Origin of the sequence: Micropruina glycogenica (genome assembly GCF_900289045.1) — a bacterium.
GTDB lineage: Bacteria > Actinomycetota > Actinomycetes > Propionibacteriales > Propionibacteriaceae > Micropruina > Micropruina glycogenica.
Genome location: NZ_LT985188.1, coordinates 2,697,548 through 2,712,302, shown reverse-complemented (window position 1 = coordinate 2,712,302; position 14,755 = coordinate 2,697,548). Strand labels below are relative to the sequence as shown.

General features: G+C 64.2%; 9 protein-coding genes. 4 read left to right on the top strand and 5 right to left on the bottom strand.

Features of this window, described 5'->3' with window-relative positions; genetic code table 11:
- Nucleotides 1-5 precede the first annotated feature (5 nt).
- From MPLG2_RS12685 to MPLG2_RS12670, 4 genes are read left to right on the top strand one after another with little or no spacing between them, the layout of a single operon-like run.
- Nucleotides 6-1,718 (top strand): type I restriction-modification system subunit M, encoded by a 1,713-nt coding sequence (locus tag MPLG2_RS12685; protein WP_231935651.1) that lies wholly within the window; start codon nt 6-8, stop codon nt 1,716-1,718.
- A complete protein-coding gene (locus MPLG2_RS12680; protein ID WP_105186448.1) occupies nt 1,715-3,208 on the top strand; it encodes a type I restriction-modification system subunit M in 1,494 nt (497 codons plus the stop codon). Before MPLG2_RS12685 ends, MPLG2_RS12680 begins: the two co-directional genes overlap by 4 nt.
- On the top strand, nt 3,205-4,371 hold the full coding sequence (locus tag MPLG2_RS12675) for a restriction endonuclease subunit S (protein WP_158681168.1): 1,167 nt from the start codon (nt 3,205-3,207) through the stop codon (nt 4,369-4,371). The genes MPLG2_RS12680 and MPLG2_RS12675 overlap by 4 nt, the downstream gene beginning before the upstream one ends.
- Nucleotides 4,371-7,301: a type I restriction endonuclease subunit R gene (locus MPLG2_RS12670; RefSeq protein WP_105186446.1), complete on the top strand. Its 2,931-nt coding sequence runs from the start codon at nt 4,371-4,373 to the stop codon at nt 7,299-7,301. Before MPLG2_RS12675 ends, MPLG2_RS12670 begins: the two co-directional genes overlap by 1 nt.
- A 64-nt stretch (nt 7,302-7,365) precedes the next feature.
- On the opposite strand, the gene MPLG2_RS12665 is transcribed toward MPLG2_RS12670, so the two are convergent.
- From MPLG2_RS12665 to MPLG2_RS12640, 5 genes are all read right to left on the bottom strand, one after another.
- A complete protein-coding gene (locus MPLG2_RS12665; RefSeq protein WP_105186445.1) occupies nt 7,366-9,069 on the bottom strand; it encodes a TniQ family protein in 1,704 nt (567 codons plus the stop codon).
- Nucleotides 9,066-10,454, bottom strand: coding sequence for a hypothetical protein (locus MPLG2_RS19485; RefSeq protein ID WP_231935650.1), 1,389 nt, complete (start codon nt 10,452-10,454; stop codon nt 9,066-9,068). The genes MPLG2_RS12665 and MPLG2_RS19485 overlap by 4 nt, the downstream gene beginning before the upstream one ends.
- Complete coding sequence (locus MPLG2_RS12650; RefSeq protein ID WP_158681164.1) at nt 10,451-11,386, bottom strand: TniB family NTP-binding protein; 936 nt, start codon at nt 11,384-11,386, stop codon at nt 10,451-10,453. The genes MPLG2_RS19485 and MPLG2_RS12650 overlap by 4 nt, the downstream gene beginning before the upstream one ends.
- A gap of 119 nt (nt 11,387-11,505) precedes the next feature.
- The gene (locus MPLG2_RS12645) at nt 11,506-13,635 is read right to left on the bottom strand and encodes a Mu transposase C-terminal domain-containing protein (protein WP_105186441.1); all 2,130 of its coding nucleotides are present in this window, start codon (nt 13,633-13,635) and stop codon (nt 11,506-11,508) included.
- Nucleotides 13,632-14,381, bottom strand: a complete 750-nt coding sequence (locus MPLG2_RS12640; protein ID WP_158681162.1) for a TnsA-like heteromeric transposase endonuclease subunit — start codon at nt 14,379-14,381, stop codon at nt 13,632-13,634. Before MPLG2_RS12640 ends, MPLG2_RS12645 begins: the two co-directional genes overlap by 4 nt.
- Between the last annotated feature and the right edge of the window lie 374 nt (nt 14,382-14,755).

Below are 14,755 nucleotides of genomic sequence, written 5' to 3'. Positions count from 1 at the left end.
TTGGGGTGAGGACAGCCCCCCGCCTGAGCTTGATCTTGGGCGAGTATCCCTCGTCCCTGTCATCAGGTCGCCGCCTGTTGGGTCGAGCCGCCTTCGCGACTGGGTTTCGCGTTAGCCTGAGGTCGGCAAGTTCGCCTCCGGCCAACTCGGAGGGGTCGGCAGCAGAGAGGCTTTCCACCACCGTGACGCTCACCCCGGACAAGAGCTCTGAGCATGGTGCGGCCTCGACTCTCACGTTGCCCGAGCTGGAGCATTATCTGGCCCGCGCGGCGGACCTGTTGCGCGGCAGTATCGACCAGGCAGACTTCAAGGCCTACATCTTTCCCCTGATGTTCTTCAAGCGGATCAGCGACGTCTACACCGAGGAATTCATTAGGGCGCTTGACGAGTCCGGCGGCGACTACGAGTACGCGGCATTCGCCGAAAATCACCGGTTCGCGATCCCTGACGGCCACCTGTGGGGCGATGTCCGCAACCGGACCGAGAACATCGGTACCGCACTGCAGACCGCGTTCCGGGCCATCGAGACAGCCAACCCCGACACCCTCTACGGCATCTTCGGCAGCGCCAGCTGGACAAACAAGGACAAACTGCCCGACCGGAAACTCGCCGACCTGATCGAACACTTCTCAACCAAGACACTTAGCAACGCCAGCGTCGCCCCGGACGTGTTCGGCAACGCCTACGAATACCTGATCAAGCGGTTCGCCGACCAGTCGAACAAGAAGGCCGGGGAGTACTACACCCCGCGCTCCATCGTCGGGCTGCTGATCAACATCCTCGACCCGCACGAGGGCGAGTCCGTCTACGACCCCGCCTGCGGCACCGGCGGCATGCTGATCGAGGTCATCGAGCACGTCAGGGCGGCCGGCGGCAGCCCCAAGCTCCTGTGGGGCAAGCTGTATGGCCAGGAGAAGGTATTGGCCACCTCAGCGATCGCCCGAATGAACCTGCTCCTGCACGGGGTGGAAGACTTCAAGATCGTCCGTGAGGACACCCTGCGCAACCCCGCCTTCTACTCCGGAAACCATCTCGCCAAGTTCGACTGTGTTGTGGCCAATCCACCGTTCTCGCTGAAGAACTGGGGCGAGCCCGAATGGGCGAGCGACCGGTGGGGACGCAACCAACTCGGCGGCGTGCCGCCCAAGGGCTACGCCGACTGGGCCTGGGTACAACACATGATCGCCTCCGCCCGACCCAGCACCGGGCGAGTGGCCGTGGTGCTGCCCCAGGGTGCCCTGTTCCGCCAAGGCGCGGAGGGACGCATCCGCAAGCAGGTGTTGCAGACCGATCTGATCGAGGCCGTGATCGGCCTGGCGCCCAACCTGTTCTACGGCACCGGCCTGGCAGCCTGCGTGCTCATCCTGCGACAGACCAAACCGGCAGAGCGCCAAGGCACGGTCTTGTTCATCAACGGCGAGAAGCTGTTCAAACGCGGACGCAACCAGAACACCCTCCAGCCGGAGCACGCCAACGAGCTGCTGGCCGCCTACCAGCGCTACCAGGACGTCGACGACTTGGCCCACGTCGCCAGGCAGGCCGAGATCGAAGCGAACGACTACAACCTGAACATCCCGCTGTACGTCGCCCCGGTACAGAGCGGCGAGCAGCTCACCCTCGCCGACGCGCTCGTCAACCTCGAAGCCGCGCACGCCCACGCCACCCAGACCCGGGCAGCGCTGGAAGCCGAACTGGCGAAGTGGGGATTGCACGCATGAACAGCCGGATCACCCAACGAGAACTGGAGTCCTACCTGTGGGGCGCCGCCGTGGTGCTGCGCGGCCTCATCGACGCCGGCGACTACAAGCAATACATCTTCCCGCTGGTCTTCCTGAAACGAATCTCCGACGTCTACGACGAGGAACACGCCGCAGCGCTCGCCATCTACGACGACGACGAGCTGGCCGACCTACCGGAGAACCACCGCTTCGCCATCCCCGCCGGCTGCCACTGGAAAGACATCAGGTCGGTTACGGAGAACATCGGCACGGCCGTGCTCAAGGCCATGCGCGGCATCGAGTCAGCCAACCCCGACACCCTGCCCGGCGTGTTCGGCGACGGCGACTGGGGCAAAAAGAACCTGCTGCCCGACGCGACCCTGGCCGATCTGATCGAGCACTTCTCCACCCGCACCCTGTCGATCGCCAACCTGCCCGAGGACGAACTCGGCAACGGCTACGAGTACCTGATCAAGAAGTTCGCCGACGACTCCGGCCACACCGCCCAGGAGTTCTACACCAACCGCACCCTGGTGCACATGATGACCCTGATGCTGCAGCCCCAACCCGGCGAATCGGTGTACGACCCGACCTGCGGCACCGGCGGCATGCTCATCTCCACCGCAGCCGAAGTGAAACGCCAAGGCAAGGAATGGCGCAACCTGCGCCTCTACGGCCAGGAACTGAACTACGGCACCTCGGCCATCGCCCGGATGAACCTGTTCCTGCACGGCATCACCGACGGCCACATCGCCCACGGCGACACCCTCGCCCGACCCGCCTTCCTCAACGCCCGCGGCGGCCTGCAGCGGTTCGACGTGGTGCTTGCCAACCCGCCCTACTCCATCAAAGCTTGGAACAGGGACGCCTTCGCCAAAGATCCCTACGGCCGCAACCTGTGGGGTGTTCCGCCGCAAGGACGCGCCGACTACGCCTTCTTTCAGCACATCGCCGCCAGCCTCGACCCGCGCGCTGGACGCGCCGCGATCCTCTTCCCGCACGGGGTGCTGTTCCGCCGTGAGGAAGCCGCGCTGCGTGAAGCGCTAGTGAAGTCCGACCTGATCGAGTGCGTTCTCGGGCTGGGCGCCGGACTGTTCTACAACAGCCCCATGGAAGCCGTCGTGGTCACCCTGCGCGCCCACAAGTCCGCCGGGCACCGCGGCCGCGTGCTCTTCATCAACGCGGTCAACGAGGTCGCCCGCGAGCAGGCGCAATCGTTCCTGCGGGAGGGTCATCAGGCCAAGATCCTGGACGCCTACCGGAAGTTCGCAAGTGACGATGGCTTCGCTGCTATTGCCAGCACGGCCGACATCGCCGCCAAGGGCTACAGCCTGGCCATTCCGCTGTATGTGGACAGCAATGCCGGCGTGGCTGACGATGACGCCACCGATGTGGACACCGCGCTCGCCGAATGGCGCGAAGCCGCCGCAGCCTCCGATGCAGCCATCGCCGACGTGCTGACGCTTCTCTGCCAGGAGGTGCAGGCATGAGCCTCAACCTCGACAAGTCCCGCTGGGCCAAGATCCCCTTCGGCGACGTCATCGACAGCATCACCGATCGGGTAGACGACCCATCGACCGCCGGCGTTGACCGCTATGTGGGCCTGGAGCATCTCGATCCGGGCGTCATGACAGTGCAGCGCTGGGACAGCCCCGACAAAGTCGAGGCACAGAAGCTGCGGTTCCAGCCGGGAGACGTGATCTTCGGCCGACGCCGCGCCTACCAGAAGAAGGTTGCCCGAGCCGAGTTCGAGGGCATCTGTTCGGCACACGCTCTCGTGTTGAGGGCACGACCCGGGAAGATGGCGCCCGACTTCCTGCCAGTCTTCCTCTCCAGCGACTACTTCCTCGACCGTGCCATAGCCATCTCAGTCGGCTCACTCTCCCCGACGGTCAACTGGCGCGATCTGAGGGTGCAGGAGTTCGACCTCCCGCCGCTGGACGAGCAGCAGCGCATCGCCCACTTGCTCTGGGCCGGTGAGCAAGAGCGCCGAGCCATCGGCGAGGTGTCGCAATCTCTGGAGCAGGTTCGCTCGGTGACGCGCGACGAACTGTTCAGAACCGTGGATGCCCCACGCGTCCTGTTTGAGTCCCTCTGCAGCATCCCTTCGCAAAATGGCGTCACGCTGAAGAAGAGCGAACGCGCGGGAACCGTCCCCATGGTCAACATGGGAGAGATGTTCCGTGGTGAGGTGATCGACACGACCTCTGACTACGAGCGAGTCGTGCATCCGGGCGACCACTTCCTGTTGGGCGCCGGGGACCTGCTCTTTGCAAGGCGATCGATCGTGTTCGAGGGCGCCGGTGCGTGTTGCCTAGTGCCCGACTTAAGCGAGCCGCACACTTTCGAATCGTCTGTGATTCGGAGCAGGGTGAGCGTTGAAGCCGCCGACCCTCATTACGTCCTGCACTTCTTCCGCAGCGAAAGCGGTCGGAATGTCATGTCGCAGATTGTTCGTAGAGGCCCGGTTTCGGGCATCGCGGGCTCCGAGCTTCGAACACTGAATCTTCCGGTTCCGGATCTCGTGTCGCAACAGAGTATGGTCCGAGAGATTGATCGCGCGAGCGCTGTCAGCCCACTTCTGGCTCGGCGTGCGGAGGCGGCGAGCCTCCTTAAGCGTGACCTCCTCAATCTCATCTTCGGAGGTCGCTAATGGCCCAGTTCAACGAGGCGAACTCGGTGCGGGACTACGTCCGCGATCTGGTGGCGTCGATCCACGTTCCGTTCGTTGCAGGTAGCCAGCTGCCGAGGCGCACCGACGAGGTGCTGCTCGAAGCACAGGTCAAGGCGGCGCTTGTCCGGCTGAACCCTGAGATTGAGGCCAATCCGGCCAAGGCCGACGAGGTCATCTACCAGCTTCGGGCGATTCTTCTGTCGGCGCGCACCACGCCGCATCCGGTGGTGGCCAATGAGGAGTTCATGGCCTGGCTGACTGGGCAGAAGTCCATGCCGTTCGGTCCGAACGGCGAGCACACCACCGTCCGGCTGATCGACTTCGACGCTGACAGCTCCGCCAATCAGTGGATCGTCTCGACGGAGGTGACGATGACCGCGGGCCGGGTAGAGAAGCGGTTCGACCTGGTGCTGTGGTGCAACGGGTTCCCGCTGGTGGTGGGGGAAGCCAAAACACCGATCCGCTCGGCTTATTCGTGGATCGATGCGGCGGCGCAGATCCATGAGGACTACGAGCAGAGCGTTCCGTCGTTCTTCGTCCCCAACGTGTTGAGTTTCGCCACCGAGGGCAAGGACTTCCGATACGGAACCGTCGGCATGCCGGTGGAGTTGTGGGGTCCGTGGCGGGAGGAAACCAGCGACCCCGACGCTCCGGCGAAGGTCGGGCTCACCGCTGTGGCCGATGCTGTGACCGGAGTGCTCACCCCGTCCGCGCTGCTGGACTTCCTGCGGTTCTTCACCATCTACGCCACCGACTCGAAGCATCGCAAGATCAAGATCATTGCCCGCTTCCAGCAGTTCCAGGCGACCAACCTGATCGTCGACCGTGTGCTGCGCGGCACCGCCAAGCAAGGCCTGATCTGGCACTTCCAGGGCTCTGGCAAGTCACTGCTGATGGTGTTCACCGCGCTGAAGCTGCGGGCCAACGCCGCCCTGACGAACCCGACCATTCTGATCGTGGTCGACCGGATCGACCTCGACACCCAGATCACCGGCACCTTCAACGCCGCCGACGTGCCGGGCCTCGTCTCGGCGGAGTCCCGCGCCCAACTGCACACGCTGCTGAGTCAGGGTGCACGCAAGATCATCATCACCACGATCCACAAGTTCGCCGAGTCACCGGGACTGCTGGATGACCGGCACAACATCATCGCCATGGTCGACGAAGCCCACCGGTCCCAGGAAGGCGACTACGGCCGACTGATGCGCCAGGCCCTGCCGAACGCGTTCCTGTTCGGCCTGACCGGCACCCCGATCAACAAGCGTGACCGCAACACTTTCATGTGGTTCGGCTCCGATCAGGACGCCGGCGGCTACTTGTCCCGCTACACGTTCCAGGACTCGATCCGCGATGGCGCGACGCTGCCGCTGCACTTCGAACCTCGGCTGTCGGAGTTGCACATCGATCAGGAGTCGATCGACGCCGCCTTCGATGAACTCGCCGTCGAGGAGCGGCTCACCGAGGCCGACAAGATCACGCTGTCGCAGAAGGCCGCCTCGATCGAGGTGCTGATCAAAACCCCGACCCGGATCGCGAAGATCGCCGCCGACATCGCGGAACACTTCCGGGCCAAGGTCGAGCCCCAGGGCCTGAAGGCGCAGGTGGTGGCCTACGACAAGGCGTCCTGTGTCGCGTACAAGGCCGAGTTCGACAGGTACCTGGGCGCGGACGCGTCCACGATCGTCATGTCGAAGTCCCGCAGCGATCCCGCCTCGTGGGCGAAGTGGACGCCGGGTGCCGACGAACTGGAGCAGGTCCTGGCACGGTTCAACGATCCGGCCGACCCGCTGCAGATCATCATCGTGACCGCCAAGCTGCTCACCGGCTTTGACGCGCCGATCCTGTACTGCCAGTACCTCGACAAGCCGCTCAAAGAGCACACCCTGCTGCAGGCGATCACCCGCACCAACCGGGTCTTCCCACCGGCGAAGACCCATGGGCTGATCGTCGACTATCTGGGCATCTTCGACGACGTGGCCAAATCGCTGAACTTCGATGAGCAGTCCGTGCAACAGGTGGTCTCCAACATCGCCGAGCTGAAAGCACAGCTGGCGCCGGCCATGGCCGCGGCGCTGGCGTTCTTTCCTGGTGTCGACCGGACTGTGGGCGGCTACGAAGGTCTGGTCCAAGCCCAGTCTGCGATCGCCGACGACACCGTACGGGACGAGTTCGGACTGTCCTACAGCATCGTCGGCCAGTTATGGGAGGCGGTCAGTCCCGATCCGATGCTGGCGGCGTTCCGCGACGACTACCGCTGGCTGACTGATGTGTACGAGTCGGTGCGTCCCTCGGATATCAGTGGCCGGCTCGTCTGGCATGCGCTCGGGGCGAAGACGATCGACTTGATCAACCAACACGTACAGGTAGAGATCCCGCAAGGCGACGAGACCATCATTCTTGACGCGCAGACCATCCAGGACCTGATGACGGGCAAGCGGTCCGACATCCCCATCGAAGAGATCGAGAAGCAGATCACCGCACGTATCGCCCGCCACCTGAACAACCCGGTCTTCATCGAACTCGGCACGCGACTGAATGCGCTGCGAGAGAAGTACGCCGACATCCAACAGTCCAGCCTCGACTTCCTACGTGAACTGCTCGAGCTGGCCCGCGACACCGTTGCAGCCGAGAAGGCCGTCAACGAGGTTCCACGTGAGGAGCAAGGCATGGCCGCCCTCACAGAGCTGTTCGAGGCGCTGAAGGGGAACGACACGCCGATCATCGTCGAGAACATCGTCAGCCGCATCGACGAAGTCGTCCGGGCAGTCCGCTTCGAAGGCTGGCAATCCACCATCGCCGGCGATCAAGAGGTGCGCCAAGCCCTACGCAAGACGCTCTACGTCCAGTTCAAGATCCGCGACAACGACGTCTTCGAGAAGGCACTTGGCTACGTCCGCGAGTACTACTAGTGGGTTCGTCGACGCCACCCGCAGCCCCGCCGGCCGTTCGTCCGGACTGACCAGCCCGGCAGGATCAGCAGCCCGGTAGCCCGGAGTCTCTGTTGCCCGTGTCGATCGCCATCACCGCAGTGCGGATCTCGGCGCCGTCGTCGAGGCGCACACCGACTTCAGATCCCGCGCGCGAGAGCGCCAATCGCTGGTCACGGTTCAGCCCCGCGGCGAACTGGCGGTAACCGGCGCGTGCCTTCGGTGTGGTCATGGCGGCTGGGCTCGTGATCAGGTGCGCGTGGGCGACGTGTTCCCAGAGCCAGGTAACGGCATAACGCTGGGAAGATGGCCGGCTTCCGGGCCTGTGCGTCCTGCACCAGCCGAGGAACCAGGGGTAGGTCGTGCTGAGGTTGCGCACGTACGTCTCGCAGGCCCGGTAATCCACTCGTGCGAGGCGCTCCGATGCGGCAGAGATGCGCGCGATGAGTTCGCTGATGCTGAGCAGGAGACCGGCGCTGGCGAGGGCTGGAAGGCGGTGGCCGAAATCGGGCGACAGTCCGAGCGAGTGGGCGGCCGCAGCCCACGTGGTGATGGTGGACAGGCTTCGTCCTAAGCAGAGACTGATGAACGTGCGGCCCACGTCGGCCCGGAGCTGAAGGGTGTCTGCGAACAGTTCCTGGTACAGCTCCTCGGGGATCTGCTGGGGGATGTATCGCGCGTCGTCGATGAGCGGTGGTTCGTGGTCGAGCCGGTGGGACAGCCTGCGGCGCGGGTTCTGTGCGCTGTTCACGATGCCGTACAGGGTGGGTGTCAGGTGAGTGCGGTCGGCGAGCCAGGCGACGGTGCCTTCGTTGCGGCGTGGTACCCGCTCGATCCAGCCGGCGAAGCGGACGGCAGCCTGGTCACGGTCGGCTGCGGTGAGAATGCGGTCTGCTTCGGTGAGGACGGCTGAGCGCACCACCGCACTGTCTGGCGGCACCTTGCCCCACGGCTGTTTGCCGACGGCGGCCACGTCAGCCGTCCAGGTGGGCAGGGTAGCGACGGACCCGGTGGCTGGTTGTCGTGCCAGGTGCAGCAGTAGCACGGCGAGGTTGCGGCTGTCGGCAAGGTATTGGCTGCCGGTCACGCTGTCGCCAAGGACCGTGATGGGTTGGCCGCCGATGGCCCTGTCGTGGCGGCTCTGGCGGTCGAGTTCATCGTCGGCGGCGGCACCGGTCAAGATCGTGGTGAGGACTTGGTGACATCGGGCGGCTCGGCCGGATGCCGTCGCGGCGCCGCAGATGGGTGCGATGCCGGCCGTCCGTAACGGGGTGGATGCCTGGTCCCGGAACGGTCTGCCGCAGGCGGGGCAGGCGGTCGCCAGGTAGTTGTGGTGAATGGTGCAGCAGGTGCTGGTTTGGAGTCTCCAGCCGAGTTGCCAGTGACCTGTGTCCGCGAGGCACGAGGGGCAGAGTTGGCTGTTGCGGGTCCGTAGCCAGCCGCGATTGGTGATGCGCTGGAACGCGCCGGGCCGCATCGGATCGAAATCGTCGAAGTTCCATTGGTCGTGTTGCTGGCCGGCCAGCGTCATGATGTGCAGCACCTGGATGGGCGTGCCGGTGAGTGCGTGGATCGCTTGCAGGGTCGGATCGCCGGGGCACAGCGTCAGGTACCGGGCGGGTTCCCCGCTGCGGGAACGGATCAGGTTCAGCAGTTCGGCCGTGGTGAGGTCGTTGCTATCGGCGATGTGTTCCAGGTAGCAGTCCAGTGCTTGCCCGGTGCTCGGCTGGATTCGGCCGGGCAAGGTCATCTCGCCTCCCGGGCATCCGGGTGGTGGTTGTGTCGGGTTGCGGGGTCGTGGTCGACGTCCCGTTCGGTGTGGGTCAGCAGGGTTTCGCCGTAGTCGTGGAGGGCGAGAAGAAGTTCTGGGTCGGCCTGTCGACCCCACGCCATCACCCTGGCGGTGTCCCAGCCGATACTTTCACGGGTGAAGCGCACCCACAGCCACTGCTGGGCGAGCCTGATAGCAGGCCACTCCGGGTCCGAGAATCCGATGCTGAGCGCGAGTCTGGATCTCAGTGCTGGTGGGACCCTTGGGGATCGGAAGGTGTCTCGCCGGCGTTCGTAGTCGATGAGGCCTTCGGCTACTAGGTGTTGGAGAGATCGTCGAATGAGGCCCCGGTGATGCACGCCGAGTCCCATGACGGCGGCGTTGACATGACCTTGGTGAGGCTCGGGCAGATCGGCGTGGAGGGGCACCTCGCCGGTGATGAGGAAACACAGGATCTGTGCGGCACTCTCGCGACTCGGCCACTCGTTTTCGGGTGGAAGTGGGAACTCGTCGGGCAGGAACAGCGTGTTGGGCAGGTGGCGACGCTGAAGGCCGTGAGTCACGCAGAACTGGCGTACTTCGTTGCGGAACTTGTCGAATGTGCGGGCGCTTTGGCGATACCAGGGGCGTCCGAGTGTGGGGCGAGGGTGGGGTGGCAGCCAGGTGGGCATGTGATCGTGGCCGGTCAGTTGGTTGCGCGGGATGTGGCGCCAGCCCTCTCGGTTCAGTTCATCGTGTGCTGACTCGTCCGCGGTCATCGACAGCAAATTGGCCATCGCTATGGGATGACTACCAGCGCGATGCCGAAGCTGTTGGAGACGTTCGACCGGGACGGCCGGGACGGGAATCGTGAGGGTAGGTGGCGGGCCTCCAGCGTGAATGGTCTCCACGACGATCGCGATGATCTTGCGCAGTGACTCCAGCCGGTACGGGTTGCTGGTCACCAGGTGGAGCAGGCGCTGGGTGTGTTCCACCATGTCGGCGTGGGCAGGTAGCGCTGTGGCGTGGGGCCCGTCGGCGAGGTAGCAGCGGCACTGTTGGCAGACGGGATGGAGGGAGAGTTGCCAGGCGAGAAGCCGAGGCCCTCCAGCGGGTCCGCAGATCGGGCAGCGCCACGTTACGCCGTGGACTCGCCAAGTCTCCCGCAGGCGGTCTCCGGTGTTGATCGGAAACGAGTGGATCGAAGGCAAACTCCCATCGTGCGGATCGATGCCGGTAAGTGCTTCAAACTGCGGAGTATCCAGCTGCCGAAGCTGTTGCCACAGCCTGTCGACGCTCAGCCCGTTGTAGCGGGCGGTGCGTTCCAGCCACGAATCAAACGACTCGCCCGAGACGGGGGTGACTTTCGCCGGCAGATGGATCACGAGGCGGCCAGCCGTTCCGCCCGAACACGGCCCCTGGGTTGGGATCGGATCAGGGTGTGCGCTCGCTGAGCGCGTTCGCTCAGCAGGATGCGGTCGAGGATGGCCCTGCTGAGCGCGGGAATCGGTTCGGCTAACGCCACACGCATCCCGTCTTTGAGGAGTTGCTGGACGTCCTGCATGAAACCTTGGGTACGGGCGTGGATGTAGGCGGGCAGCTCGAGCGCAAGGAAACCCGGCTCGTTACCTGGAAGGTAGGGACCGCACAGATCCTCGACTCCGCGCAGGAACTTCTGCCACAACACCTTGTCCGTGTGCTGCCCGACGGTGAAAGGGGGCAGGTGCATTGTCTTGAGTCGGCTGTCGATCTGCGGGTGGTTCAGCAGCGCCCGCTGTCCCATTTCGCTGCCGACCAGACAAAGTGTGCCGCCCAGTTCACCGAGGCTGGTGTTGATGGTGTGCAGGGCGTCGATAATGTCCCTCGATGCTTGCTGAGATTCGCGAAGCTTATGGACGTCGTCGAGGATGAGAACCTGCACCCCGAACCTTGCCAGCGACGATAAGGCGCGAGAGGCCAGGACATTGCCCGTTCCGTGCACGGGAAACCTCAAGAAATCGAGAAGCGATCCGTACAAGGTCTTCAGGGTGGAACCGGCCTGAAGCTGAACCCACATCACGGGAACCAGGTCGTGAACGATGCCAACGTCGGGGGACCAGGTGGGGAACTCCTCACCCTGGACGTAGTGGGGATAGAGGGTCCGAGACAGGCGAAGAATGGTCGACGTTTTTCCGACACCGTAGGGGCCGTGAACCGCCACGATTTCCTTGGCGCCGATCGGTGAGCGCCTGTTTGCCTCGATGCGGGCAGTGGCGCCAGCAATGACGCCGTCTACCAGGTCGCTGGCAAACCACTCTTGGGCGAACCAGTCCGTCACCGCCCCTGCATACCCATCACGCGCGCGTTGATCTAGCCGGTCAAGCTTCGCCGCAGTGAGTGGTGCCGGTGGCTCAACAGGTCGAGCAATCAGCAACTGATGCCAAGCTCCTGCGTGCATCAGTTGTCTGCCGCAAGGTCGGGCCAGGGTTCAAACTCAGACTCCGGCTCGGCCGCTGAGATCCGGGGCAGAGCCGGATCGACTCGGCGCCACGCTTCCAGGACTTCGGCATGGTCGCGTTGTGAGGTTTCGAATCGGAGGCGCTCGGCTGTCATGGTGGCGTTCCAGTCTTTCGAGGGGGAGCCCTGGTGGAGGGCGCCGAGTTCGTCGATGATCAGTTCGGTTGCGGTGTGGCGTCTCAGCTTCTTGCCGCCGTCGCGTGCGGCGATCGCCGCAATCGCTTTGTCGCGGATCCGTGCCGTGAGGGGCGCCAGGAACAGGTGGGCTTGCCGGCAGGGAACCTCGCTGACCCGGCCCTTGTCCGGGTCGCGGAACCAGATCCTGGTGACGTCGCGAGGGTCGTAGAAGAACGGTGCTGCCGAATCGTCGGGTCGGAACGTGCCCCGCCGCACATGCCGATACTGATCGAGCACGGGTGAGTCGTAGGACAGCCCTTTGAACTCGACGCCGGCGTGCCGGATCGTCAACCACCGGATCGGCAGGAAGTCGAAGATCAGGTCGGGATGCTGCGGCACGCTGATGTCACCGCACGCTTCCATGGCGAAGTCGAAATACTCCAGAGGGGTCACTTTGTGCGTTTCCAAACCAGGAATGTGCAGACCGCGATGCGGGGTCAGGTGGTATTGAAGCGCCACGTAGCGCCGCAGATGCGTCTCCAGTTCGAAGGCCGTCATCAGCGGCTGATTGGCCTGGATGACTTTGCGGCCGCGCTCGGACACGTTGCGCCCCTTGTAGCCTTCGACGGCCTGCAGGGCACTTTGGATGGTTTCCCAGAACCGCTCGATGTAGGCGTTGTCGGTGCTGGCACCGACCCGAGAGGACCACAGGCTGATCCCGAAGTTGCGCAGCAACTCCTTGAAGTGAGCACTCATGAAGATCGAACCATGGTCGCTGCGGATCGACGTCGGGCGAAGACCCGGAACTTGGTGGGTGCCCTGCAACGTGTCGAGCGGACGACTCACGTCCTGCCGCGCAGTGAACAGTGGCGACTCCAGCGACTTCGGAATGCCGGCCCACCGCCAATGGTCGGCGGTGGCGCCCTCGACCTTCATCGACAACGGACGCATAGCGTCGTACAGGCACAGGCCCGCCTCGACGCCGTTGGCGGAACGGGGTGTGACCCGCAACGCGAGGATGACTCGGGTGGAGACCGAGATGATGGCGGTGATCTCCACCGAATACGGCGTTTGCCGCAGCTCGTCCCACACCAGGTTGTCCGCACGTGTGGAGTCGATGGCGACATGGGAAGGGTGCACCACCAGGGACGGTTTGTGCGCCGAACGCTTCCGTACCGCCGCCGACCGGTGCGCCCGTGGACGCGACCCGCGCGTGTTGTAGCGCCAGGAGATGTACTCCAAGCTGAGCCGCTCCGGGACTATCGATCGCTCCAATCCCTGCTCGGTCATCTTCAACCAGGTCCGGCGCCGCAGCTCCTCGAGGTTGACCGCGCTGGCCGTGCCGTCGAACGGCGCCACCACCTCATCCACGATGGCGCGAAAGCGTGCATCCAGGTCGTCGAAGCCCTTACGGTTGCGGGTGCTGCGCCCATCCACCAAGCCGCGCAGCCCCTGTGCCTCGTACGCTTTGACCCACTTCTCGATCGCCCGCGGTGTCACAGTCGAACGGCCCTCTTGCCCGCCGGACGATCCGCTGAGCTCATGTGGGCTCGCTTGCTCGCGCATGGCGAGTTGTGCTGCCATGGCGATGGCCTGCTGGTGCAGGGATACCTTGAAGGCCGGTCCGAACGGATGGAAGGGTTCGCCCGCCGTCGAGTCGTTGCTCCAGCCACTTCGATAGCCAGTCTTGATCTCCAGCACGATGGCCAACTTGCTGAGCGTCGTGTTGCGGACTTGCTCGTCGAGCGCGTCCCACCACGCCGTCATCGGCTGGTGCACGGCCTGGGCACCGGAAGCTTCGACTCCGCGAACGGCCAACTCGGTGTAGGCGATGCGAACCTGGCCACACGGCCCGGTGGCGGCGACACCGTGGCGCTCGATGGCATCGATGCGGGCAAGGCCCAGGTCGGTGAGCACTTGATCGCCGACGCTGAGATCAACGGCGAAGCTCACTCGCCCACCCACGACAAGCTCGTGGAGGGCGTGATCGGCTGGTCAAGATCGCAGGCCAGCCGGCGTGCCCACAACAGGTGATACATGGCCGCGATCAACTGTCCGTACCCGCTGTCCCGCGCCGCAATGTCGCCGACCCCACGGATCGTGCCATCCGCGATGCCCTGCCTGATCACGTCGGCGTACGCCTCGATGCAGACCGATGCATGCCGGTAAGCCGCCAGCCACAGCCCGTTGATGCGGCGAACAGGCTGATGGCCTGCGAACACCCTGTAACCCCATCCAACATCGGAGCACGCCGACCTGGTCCAGTTGACGAGTTGTTGAAAAGCTTTGTCCTGCCTTTCCCGCGGCCGGGCATCCCACACGGTGACGCCGTCACCCGTAACGACGAGCAGATCGGGAATGTGCCGCTTGACCCGCCGTCCGTCCGCGAGGAAGTGCAGTTCGGCCGGCTGGGCGACCATCCAAGAGACGGAGGGGTCGCCGTCGAGCTCCTCCACGAGCTCCCGCTCCAGACCGGACTCCACCAAGAGGTGACCAGCGACGGTGTAGGAGAAGACGAGGGCGGGCGCGTTCTTGGCGAAAGCACGAGCCTTCGGCGAACGATGAGGACGCAGTTGCCGAAGAGCTGGAGAGCCATTGCTCCAGTCCCAGCGGACCGTAGCGCCTCCATCGACTTTGAAGAGCCACACCACCTCGCCGGGTTCTGGTTCAGGGCGCAACGGATCGTTACAGTTGGTCACGAGGATCTCGTCCTTTCTGGCTGACAGGCGGCAAGGAAGAGCCTCATCGGCGTGACCCGTTCCCGCGGGTCACGCCACTTCTGTCTTGGCCTTCAACGGAGTGGCGCCGACGAGATTGCTCGCTTGAAGCCTAGTGTCGGCCCCGAACTGGCGACAACCCTTGAGTGCGACCTTTCCGGCATAGGTGCGCTTCATGATTACCACATGATCCCAATTGACTCCTCCCGTGTGCACACATAAGTGACTACGACAGAGCGCTTACAGCGGTATTCGCCCTAGTCATCATTGCTACCGGAAACATGACAGAGGATTGTGTGTCTCTGGAGCCTAGGCTGTTGGGATGAGGTCAACTATCATCGACGACAACCACCAAG